Here is a 1180-nt window from a genome sequence, read left to right as displayed (position 1 = left end):
ATATCCGCAGCTTCGGTGACTGGCTTAGCCCCGTTACATCTTCCGCGCAGGACGACTCGATCAGTGAGCTATTACGCTTTCTTTAAATGATGGCTGCTTCTAAGCCAACATCCTGACTGTTTTAGCCTTCCCACTTCGTTTTCCACTTAGCCAATCTTTGGGACCTTAGCTGGCGGTCTGGGTTGTTTCCCTCTTGACGCCGGACGTTAGCACCCGACGTCTGTCTCCCAAGCTCGCACTCACCGGTATTCGGAGTTTGCAATGGTTTGGTAAGTCGCAATGACCCCCTAGCCATAACAGTGCTCTACCCCCGGTGGTGATACTTGAGGCACTACCTAAATAGTTTTCGGAGAGAACCAGCTATTTCCAGGTTTGTTTAGCCTTTCACCCCTACCCACAGCTCATCCCCTAATTTTTCAACATTAGTGGGTTCGGACCTCCAGGGCGTGTTACCGCACCTTCATCCTGGCCATGGGTAGATCACCTGGTTTCGGGTCTACACCCAGCGACTGTCGCCCTGTTCGGACTCGATTTCTCTACGGCTCCCCTATTCGGTTAACCTCGCCACTGAATGTAAGTCGCTGACCCATTATACAAAAGGTACGCCGTCACCCCACGAAGAGGCTCCGACTGTTTGTATGCACACGGTTTCAGGATCTATTTCACTCCCCTCCCGGGGTTCTTTTCGCCTTTCCCTCACGGTACTGGTTCACTATCGGTCGATTACGAGTATTTAGCCTTGGAGGATGGTCCCCCCATCTTCAGACAGGATTTCACGTGTCCCGCCCTACTTGTCGTACGCTTAGTACCACCGTTTGAATTTCGTGTAAGGGGCTATCACCCTCTATGGCCAGCATTTCCAGGCTGTTCCACTATTCAATCGACTATCACGTACAAGGCTCATCCCATTTCGCTCGCCACTACTTTGGGAATCTCGGTTGATTTCTTTTCCTGCAGCTACTTAGATGTTTCAGTTCGCCGCGTTCGCTTCACACACCTATGTATTCAGTGAGTGATGACCTAAAAGGCCGGGTTTCCCCATTCGGAAATCTGCGGATCAAAGTGTGTTTGCTCACTCCCCGCAGCTTATCGCAAGCTACTACGTCCTTCATCGCCTGTAATCGCCAAGGCATCCACCATGTGCACTTATTCACTTGTCCCTATAACGTTGGCCCCTGCA

General features: G+C 51.3%; 1 rRNA gene. It reads right to left on the bottom strand.

Features of this window, described 5'->3' with window-relative positions:
- A 23S ribosomal RNA gene (locus tag ISF28_RS30195) occupies positions 1-1160 on the bottom strand; the annotation flags it as partial.
- Between the last annotated feature and the right edge of the window lie 20 nt (positions 1161-1180).

Source organism: Massilia rhizosphaerae (assembly GCF_016093545.1).
Lineage (GTDB): Bacteria > Pseudomonadota > Gammaproteobacteria > Burkholderiales > Burkholderiaceae_D > Telluria > Telluria rhizosphaerae.
Note: the sequence above shows the minus strand (reverse complement) of the source record. Positions and strands in the feature narration are given on the sequence as shown.